The organism is Dolichospermum sp. LEGE 00246 (assembly GCF_015207865.1).
In the GTDB taxonomy this organism is placed as follows: Bacteria; Cyanobacteriota; Cyanobacteriia; order Cyanobacteriales; family Nostocaceae; genus Dolichospermum; species Dolichospermum heterosporum.
Genome location: NZ_JADEWA010000176.1, coordinates 1 through 10,150, shown reverse-complemented (window position 1 = coordinate 10,150; position 10,150 = coordinate 1). Strand labels below are relative to the sequence as shown.

The 10,150-nt window shown below is 39.5% G+C and carries 2 protein-coding genes; both read right to left on the bottom strand.

The genetic code is table 11. The features are described 5' to 3' along the window. Positions 1 to 21 precede the first annotated feature (21 nt). Complete coding sequence (locus IQ228_RS13155) at positions 22 to 3,270, bottom strand: non-ribosomal peptide synthetase (protein WP_193963050.1); 3,249 nt, start codon at positions 3,268 to 3,270, stop codon at positions 22 to 24. A gap of 97 nt (positions 3,271 to 3,367) precedes the next feature. Continuing rightward, the gene (locus IQ228_RS13150; protein WP_193963049.1) at positions 3,368 to 10,096 is read right to left on the bottom strand and encodes a non-ribosomal peptide synthetase; all 6,729 of its coding nucleotides are present in this window, start codon (positions 10,094 to 10,096) and stop codon (positions 3,368 to 3,370) included. Between the last annotated feature and the right edge of the window lie 54 nt (positions 10,097 to 10,150).

The window sequence follows — 10,150 nt, the reverse complement described above, 5'->3', positions numbered from 1 at the left end:
ATTTATCAGGTTATTTTTCTATTAATTCATAAATAATTGTTGTGTTACCTCCTCTTCTGATAGTTGATCTACTTCTGCTAAAATCCTGGCTAGTTCATCATTTTCAGCTTGCTCAATTTGTTGTTCAATAACTTTCTGGGCAAGTTCGGCAATGGTGGGATTTTCAAATAAGTAACGCAGAGGGAAATCTAGAGAAAAGACTTCTCTTAAACGAGAAATTGCTTGGGTAGCTAGTAAGGAATGTCCTCCTAATTCAAAAAAGTTATCGTTAATTCCTACTTGTTTTAATTTCAGAACTTCCGTCCAAATTGTGGCTAGTTCTTTTTCTGTATCGGTGCTAGGTGGAACAAAATCAACTTCTAAATTTCTTTGGGAAGTATCAGGAATAGGCAAAGCTCGACGGTTGATTTTCCCATTTGGAGTTAGGGGTAAACTCTCTAGACATACGAAAGCGGTAGGAATCATGTAATCTGGTAGCTTTTCTTTGATAAAGTTGCGTAAGCTGCTAGGGTTGGGAGCATGATCTTTTGCTACCAAATACGCTACTAATAATTTCTGACCTGGTTCATCTCCCCATGCAATTACTACCACATCTTTTATATCAGGATGTTGAATTAAAACAATTTCAATTTCTGCTAATTCAATCCGAAAACCGCGAATTTTTACTTGTGTATCAATTCGACCAATAAATTCCAGATTGCCATCAGGCAACCGACGGACTAAATCTCCGGTTTTATAAAGTTTTCCCCCTGCTGCTGCCTCAAAAGGATTAAGAATAAATTTTTCTAGCGTAAGTTTTGGTTGGTTTAAGTAGCCTCTAGCAACACTTGCACCACCTACATAAAGTTCCCCAGGAACACCCACTGGTACTCTATGTAGATTCTCATCTAGTATGTAAACTGTTCTATCACCGATAGGTTTACCAATAGGAATGGAATTGACATTTTCGCCAAGTTGTTGAGGAATTGGATAACAACAGGTAAATACTGTGCATTCTGAAGGACCATAACCATTGATGATTTTGGTTTCTGGTAATAGTTCTAAAGCACGACGTACATGATTTATAGACAAAGATTCTCCACCAATAAGCAGTTTTTTAATGCCTAATAAACCTTGTGGCATTGTATTAATCATCATATTGAATAAAGCAGAAGTTAACCAAAGAGTATTAACTTTTTGTTCTTGAATAATTTGGGTTAATTTTTCTGTTGTAGGAATTTTTTCTGGATACAGTACACAACGTCCACCATAAAGCAAGGGTGTCCACATTTCTAGGGTGAGTCCATCCCAAGAAATTGATGAATGTTGTAGCCAAATTAGGTTTTCGTCAAGTTGAATATAATCAACCCCAAACATAAAACCTATAAAGCTACGATGGGGAACTTCTGTTCCTTTTGGTGTTCCTGTTGAACCGGATGTATAAATGATATAAGCTAAATTTTCTGGAGTAACTTCACTGGGGAAATTATCTGCTGAATATTGGGCGATAATTTCCCCATCTGTGTCAAGATTCACCACTGTTTGCTGATTGAGTGGGAGTCTATTTTGTAAATGAGTTTGTGTTAGCAAGATGGGTGTTTGTACATCTTCCAGCATTAAAGCTAGTCTTTCTGTAGGATAAGCTGGATCTAAAGGTACATAAGCACCTCCAGCTTTGAGAATAGCGAGTATTCCGATTACCATTCCTAAGGAACGCTCAACACAAATTCCTATCTTGGTTTCTGGTTTAACTCCTAATGATTTTAAATAATTTGCTAATTGATTAGCACGGTTATTTAATTGCCGATAAGTTAAATGTTCTTGTTTATAAACAACTGCAATCTTATCAGGTGTTCTCTGTACTTGTTCTTCAAATAAAACATGAACACATTGATAATTAATATTTTCCTGATTTTGATGATTCTCTAGATGATTTTCTAAAATTATTAATTCTTGTTCTTCTGCTGCACTGAGTAAAGATATTTGTGAAATATTCTGTTGTAAGTTTTCAGAGAATCTTGTGAGCAATGTTTGGAAATGTCCAATCATGCGGACTAATGTTGTTTCATCAAAGGATCTAGTATCATAAACAAATCTACCTCCTAACTGTGAACCAGGGTTAATGACTATTGTTAATGGGTAGTTTGTTCTTTCAAAACAACTCAGATGACTAATATCTAAGGTTTTTTCCTTGTCTTGTTTACTGGAATCTACGGGATAATTTTCAAAGACTAACAGACTTTCAAATAATGGCATCCCTGGGAGAATATTACTTACTTGTTGAATTTCTGCCAGGGGAAAATAACTATATTGTTCTTGTTCTATTGCTTGAGTTTGTAATTCTTGCAGCCAAGATAATATTTGTTTTTGATTATCAATTTTTACACGGGTGGGAATGGTGTTAATTAATAATCCCACCATTGATTCTATGTTGTCTATTACAGGTTGACGACCGGATACAGTTGCTCCAAAAACTACATCTTTTTCGCCACTATAACGGGAAATTAATAAACTCCATGCTCCCTGTACTAAATTATTTAATGTTAAATGATGCTGTCGTGCCGCAGCTTGCAACTTTTCAGTTACCGTTTGAGATAATTGAAAACGTTTTTCTTGATATATTCCCTTACTTCTGTTCCCAGTTAAGAGTTCCCTGTTCCCTATTAAGGTAGATGTTTCAAAACCTTTAAGTGTTTGTTGCCAAAATTGTTTAGCTTTGTCAATATCCTGTTGTTGTAACCATTCAATATATTCTTTATAAGGTCGAATTGGTGACAATCTTAAATATTCACCCCGTTGATTTGCTTCATATAAAGCGAAAACTTCTTTAAGGATAATCTGCATTGACCAACCATCAAATAATATATGGTGATGACTCCAAATAAATTGGTAGGTGTTCTCAGTTAATTGAATGATGGTAAAACGCATTAAAGGAGCTTGATTTAAATCAAATCCTTTATGGCGATCGCTCACCAAAAAATCCTCTAAATTCTTTTGTTGTTCATCACTTGTTAAATGTCGCCAATCCAATTTTTCCCAGGGAAGATCCATTTGCTTACTGACCATTTGCAAGGGTTTTTCTATTTCTTCCCAATAAAAAGAACTGCGTAATATTGAATGTCTGGCGACAACTTGTTCCCAAGCTTTTTGAAATACTGAAAAATTCAATTCCCCAGAAAGTATACAAAGTAACTGCTCAAAATAAACTTCTGATTCTGGTGCATAAAGGGTATGAAACAACATCCCTTGTTGCATGGGTGAAAGTTCATAAAGGTCTTCGATACTTTGCATACATTTCCTCTGAGTTGGTGATTGGGGACTGGGGACTGGGGACTGGGGACTTGGAAAGAATTAACCAATTACCCATTACCCATTACCCATTACCTATTTATTTCTTCTTGTTGAGTTTGGCTAGGAATTTATCTAGCTGTTGTTGATTGAGTTTAGCAGCAGAGAAATCAGATGGTGTATAGCTTTGATCGTCTTTTGATTGACAGTGATCTATGAGGTTTGTTAATGCTTCCATAAATCCTGAAGCTAACTTTTCTATGGTGTCCCGCTTGTGAATTTTATCACTATATGCCCAAGTCATTTCTAATTTCCCAGACCGAATAAAACCGCTAATTCCTAATAGGTGACTACGACGATTTAATCCACTTTGTTCTGATTTAAACTCTTTAGCTTCACCTAAAACTGATGATGCTTTCAGAACTTGATCAAATTGTCCAAGGTAGTTAAAACTAACTTGCGCTGAGGGGAAGGAAGCTAATTTTTCGCGGATGCTGGTGTCTGTGTTTAAATATCGCAATACACCATAACCTATCCCCCGGTTGGGAATGCTTCGCATTTGTTCTTTGACTGATTTTAATGCTTCCCCTGGTTGATTTTCTGTGATTTCTAAACCCACAGGGAATAATGTTGTAAACCAACCTACAGTTCGTGACAGGTCTACATCTTCAAATAAGTCTTCTCGTCCATGTCCTTCTAAATCAATTAGTAAATAATTTTCTCCTGTCCATTGGGTAAAACTCTGTATTAAAGCTGTCAATAAAACATCATTAATTTGGGTATTGTAAGCAGCAGGAACATCTTGTAATAGGGCGCGGGTTTGTTCTTTATTGAAGGCCAGTGATACAGATGCAGTTGAGGCTAGGGTATTATTTTCCTCAGATGCAGGATAGTCTACTGGTAAAGGTTTGGTGGAAATATTAGATTGATTTACCCAGTAATCTAACTCTTTCACAGCTTCGGTTTGAGCATATTCTGTTAAGCGATCGCTCCAATATTTCCAAGATGTTGTTTTCTCTGGTAATTTTATCGCCTGTCCTCGGCTCATTTGTTGGTAAGCTGTGACTAAATCTTCCAATAAAATCCGCCAAGAAATCCCATCAACTGCTAAGTGATGAATCACCAAAAGTAAACAACTGGGTTTATTACTTCCTAATTGGAATAATCCAACTTTGGTAATTTCTCCTGTTGCTAAATCCAAACTAGCTTGTAATTCTGTATCTTTAGTTCTTATCGCTGTTTCCTGTTCTGCTGCTGACAGGTGCGATAAATCAAAGATGCTTAATGGTACAGTTTTTTGTACATCGGTGTGGATTTGTTGCCAGTTTTCCCCTTCCTGTACAAATTGCGATAGCGTACCCCTGCGGGGAAGCAAGCTACGCGGAGCGTCCTGGAGGAAACTAGTGCTGCTGTAAGCAGTTCGCAAAGCATCATGATGTACCAAAAGCTTTTGTACCACTTCCTGCAATAACTCAGGTTGCAAATCAGCAGGAACTTCTAACAATGCTGATTGGTTAAAGTAATTGATTTCTGGTAATTTCTGTGCAAAAAACCATTTTTGAATCGGTGTTAAACCAACTTTACCAGTTACTAAACCTTGTTCGGCGTTGATTTGGCGAGTCATACCCGCTACAGTCGCTAACTCCGCAATGGTTTGATACCTAAATAACTGTTTAGCGGCAATTTGAATACCCGCCTGATTCGCTTTAGAAACTAGCTGAATACTGAGAATTGAATCTCCACCCAATTCAAAATAATTATCGTGAATGCCAACGTTTTCTATTCTCAGCACTTCTGACCAAATCGCCACTAATTTCTCTTCTATTAATGTGCGTGGTGCTGCAAATTTATCTTCATCACTGCGAGAAAAATCAGGTGCTGGTAAAGCCCGATAATCTACCTTTTGGTTAGAGGTCATGGGTATGCTATCTAACACCATGAACGCCGCAGGAATCATGTAAGTAGGTAATTTCTGTTTAAGAAACTGGCGCAGTTCGTCAATTGTTGGCTGTAGTGCTTGGGGTACAACATAAGCTACAAGTCGCTTTTGTCCAGTAGTTTCTTGATGGGCAATAACAACAGCTTGGGATACTTGCGGATGTTGTCTTAATACTGTCTCAATTTCTCCCAACTCGATGCGAAAACCGCGAATTTTCACCTGATTGTCAACTCGTCCCAGGTATTCTAAATTGCCATCTCTTCTAAATCTGACTAAATCCCCAGTTTTATAAAGCTTTGGGCGTTGTATATTTAGTGGATGATTTTGTTGGTTTTGTGGGATGGGCATCTTGCCCGTCCCTTGTATTTCTGAGGCAGCCAAGATGCCTACCCCACAAGAATTGTCTGCAATGGGGTTCTCAATAAATTTCTCGGCTGTGAGTTCTGGACGTTGCCAATATCCTCTTGCTAGTCCTGCTCCCCCAATGTGTAATTCTCCAGGAACTCCTATAGGTACAGGTTGCTGATATTGATCTAAAATGTAAACCTGAGCATTACTAATGGGTTTACCGATGCTCACAGAAGTATTTGTCGGGGTGAGGCGTTCTAAAGTAGTAACTACTGTGGCTTCTGTCGGTCCGTAACTGTTAAATAATTGGGGCACTGGGGAAAGATGCGCTGTGCAATGATGCCAATGTTGCACTTTTTCTAGCTGTACTTCTTCCCCACCAATAATTACAGTTCTCAAACTTCCAGGAATGGGGGAGTTTTGGGGTTGCAGTTCTGTTACTAACTGATGCCAATATGCTGTGGGTAAGTCCAAAACTGTTAACTGCCATTTTTGACAACACCGCCAAAAATCATCGCTGGAGTTGAGCATTTCTTCAGTGCGTAACACTAAGGTTGCACCAACAGCAAGACAGGGGAAGATTTCTTCTATGGATGTATCGAAGCAAACAGAGGCAAATTGTAGAACCTGATCTTGAGCATTTATACCATACTCATCAATGGCAGTGGTGACAAAGTTCAACATGGAACGATGTTCAATCATTACACCCTTTGGTTTACCTGTAGAACCGGAGGTATAAATAATGTAGGCTAGGTTATTGAGTTGAACGTCACTCACTGGGTTGGCTGTACTTTGGGTAGCAATTTTTGCCCAATCTGTATCTAAACAAATGGTTTGTCCGGTATAACCTGTTAGTTTCTCTTGGAATCTATTTTGTGTAAGTAAAATACCGAGTTGGGTATCTGCGATCATCTCAGATATGCGTTCTTGGGGATAAGCAGGATCAATGGGAACGTAAGCACCACCAGCTTTGAGAATTCCCAGTAACCCAGCAATCATTTCTAGGGAACGGTCAACACAAATACCTACCAAGGTTTCGGGTTTAACTCCTAAACTTTGCAAATAGTGGGCAATTTTGTTAGCGCGATCGCTCAATTCTCGGTAAGTTAATTTTTTACCATCCTGTTCTACAGCGATCGCATCTGGTGTTAATTCTACTTGCAGTTCAAATAACTTCTGGATACACTGAGTCTGTGTATTTTCCCTAGCTGTTTGATTCCATTCCCCTAGTAATTTTTGTTGAGATGCTGTCACCAGAGGTATTTGACAAATTTTTTGTTCTGGGTTAGCAAGCATCTCAATTAACACCTGTTCATACTGCTCTAGCATCGCTTCCATGCTTTCAGCATCAAACAAGTCGCTGTTATATTCCAAATCCAGAGTAATTCCTCTTGCTCCTGTTTTTGCACCGGACTGTACACTTTGTTCAAACCTAGGGATAACTAAGAAGTCAAGATCAAACTTGGCAGATTTGTTATTAGCTGGTTCATGCAAGGTGAAGTCAAAGCCAGGGAATTTTAAATAGGGTTTGGCGGAGTTATGGAAACTAAACATCACCTGAAATAGCGGATTATGACTGAGGTTGCGAATCGGTTTCACTGCTTCTACCACTTTATCAAAAGGTACGTCTTCGTTAGCGTAAGCTTCCATTGTCATTTGGCGCACCCGATCAAGTAATTCCCGCACTGTGGGATTTCCTGAAACGTCAGTGCGTAAAACTAAGTTGTTAACAACCATACCCATGATCTTCTCGATTTGGTGCATCCGACGATTGGCAACCGCAGAACCGATAAAAATATCATCTTGGCTAATGTAACGATGCAACAGGATGATAAAACCTTCCAGCATCGTCATAAATAAGGTTGCACCTTGCTGATGACTGAAATCTCTCAGGGATTCGCACAAATCAACAGGCAATTCCATCCTGGCGTGTTCGCCATTATAGGTTTGCTCTTTGGGACGTGGGCGATTGTATGGTAATTCCAACAACGGGGGAATCCCGGCTAACTTTTGTTGCCAATACACCAACTGCGCTTGAGCTTCTTGTGTTTTTGCCCATTCACGCTGCCAAGTAGCAAAGTCAGCAAACTGGTAACTTAATTCCGGTAATGGGGAAAGTTTACCCGCCCACAAAGCTTCATACAGTTCTACCAACTCACTTAAAAAGACGTTAAATGACCAGCCATCATGCGCCATGTGATGTTCCACATGGGTCAATATATAATCCTGGTCGCTCAACTGAAATACCGCCCATTGCACTATGGGTAGTTGGGTTAGGTCTAGGTGTGTGAGAAGTTCTGCCTCTACTAACTTTTGTGCCTCTATTTGTCGCTCCGGTTCAGGAATGTCCCGCAGATCAACGACTCTCAAAGCGGCTCCTGGATGTGGGTGAATTACTTGATAGAGTCTACCATTCACCTCTTGATAAGTTGTCCTGAAGATTTCATGCCGCCTGACAATCTCATCTAGAGAACGTTGTAGAGCTTCAAAATCCAGTTTGCCTCTAATGTCCATTGTGGCCTGGAATTGGTAGGCGCTGTTTTCTGGTGCTAATTTATAGACAAAGTAAATGCGCTCTTGGGAAAAGGAAACTGGTACAAGTCCTTCATGGGAAATATGTTGAATGGTAGGGCGTTCCCATTGGGTTTGTTCACCACCTTGGGCAATGATTTCAGCTACAGCAGCTATGGTGGGGTTAGCAAATACTTGAGCAAAAGATATATTGACTGAGAAAATTTCCCGCGCCCGATAAATCATTTGCGTCACAATCAGGGAGTGACCACCCAAACAGAAAAAGTTATCATTGACTCCCACTACATCTAGTCCTAATAACTCAGTCCAGAGAGTCGCTAACTGTTCTTCAATAGAGTTACGGGGTGCAACAAAAGCTGCTGCTAAATCGGGGCGTGTACGAGCAGGGGCTGGCAGACTACGACGATCAACTTTACCATTCGGGGTCAGAGGTAAGGAGTCCAGCACCATCCAAGCCGCCGGAATCATATAAGCGGGTAGCTTGTCTTCGAGGAAGCTTTTTAAGGTTGTGGCGGTGACTGGGGATTTTTGATTGGATACAACATAAGCAACTAGCCGTTTATCACCAGGAACATCTTCCCGAACAGTTACTACTGCTTGTTGTATATCTGGGTGTTGACTTAAAGCCGTCTCAACTTCTCCTAGTTCAATCCGAAAACCGCGAATTTTGACTTGGTTATCAACTCGCCCCACAAATTCAATATTACCGTCTGGTAAATAACGGGCTAAATCTCCCGTTTTATACAATTTTGGATTTTGGATTTTAGATTTTAGATTATGAAACGGATGAGAAATAAATCTTTCCTCAGTTAACTCTGGACGGTTCAAGTAGCCTCGTGCTAAACCATCACCACCAATATATATTTCCCCTGGAGTACCCACGGGAACAGGTTGTAGTTGTTCGTTAAGTATATATATTTGTGTATTGGATATGGGGCGGCCAATGGGTAATGTTGTGCTACCTTCTGGTACATCTTCTACTGGATAAAAACAGGAGTATGTTGTACTTTCAGTTGGTCCATAAACGTGCAGTAAATTCTGGGGTGCGCCATTTGTCAGCACTGCTCTGACTGTTTTCGGATCTACAGCTTCACCACCAAATAATAAGTATCGCAGGTCTTTAAATGCCTGGGGAACAATGTTAGCTAATTGATTAAATAAGGCGGTGGTTAAAAATAAGATGTTAATTTTTTGTTCACTGATGTAGTCAGCAAAATCTAGAGGTGAAAGCAGAACGTTTTGCGGAACACCGACTAAGGTAGCGCCATGTAATAGCGAACCCCAAATTTCAAAGGTGGCTGCATCAAATGAAGTATTGGAAGCTTGGGCAGTACGGTCAGTGGTTGTAACCTGTACATAATTGGTATTACATACTAGCCGATTCACCGCCTGATGGGGTACAGGGACTCCTTTGGGTGTGCCTGTAGAACCAGATGTATAAATCACATAGGCTAGATTTTCTGCTGTGACATCGCTGGTAGGATTTTCTTGATTTTGGTGATCGATTAATTCCCAATCTTGATCTAAACAAACTGTTTTTACTCCACTTTCCGCAAAGCTTTCCACAAATTTTTGCTGTGTTAACAGCACTTGCACTTGGGAATCTGCCAGCATGAAGGATATCCATTCTTTGGGATAGGTGGGATCTAGTGGTAGATATGCTGCACCTGCTTTGAGAATACCCAATAAACCAACGATCATTTCTAGGGAACGTTCCACAGAAATCCCTACTAAAACTTCTGTTCCTACACCTAAAGATTGTAAATAATGAGCTACTTTATTGGCTTGGTGATTCAACTGTTGATAAGTAAGTTTTTGCCTATCAAAAATAGCAGCAATATTATCTGGAGTTTTTTCTACTTGTGCTACAAATAATTCATGGATGCACAAATGTTGAGGATAATCTACTGTGGTATTATTCCATTCCACCAATATTTGATGTTTTTCCTGTTCGGTTAAAACGGGCAAATTCTCCAGAGAATTATTTGATTTAATCACCATTTCTTCCATGATTTTGGTATGTAAATTGATAATTTTACTAAGGTGGTAAAAAATAATTAATAC

What these genes read in the sequence shown, in the direction of transcription:
- IQ228_RS13155 (WP_193963050.1), bottom strand. Translation starts at nt 3,270, where the DNA reads ATGCAAAGTATCGAAGACCTTTATGAACTTTCACCCATGCAACAAGGG.
- IQ228_RS13150 (WP_193963049.1), bottom strand. Translation starts at nt 10,096, where the DNA reads ATGGAAGAAATGGTGATTAAATCAAATAATTCTCTGGAGAATTTGCCC.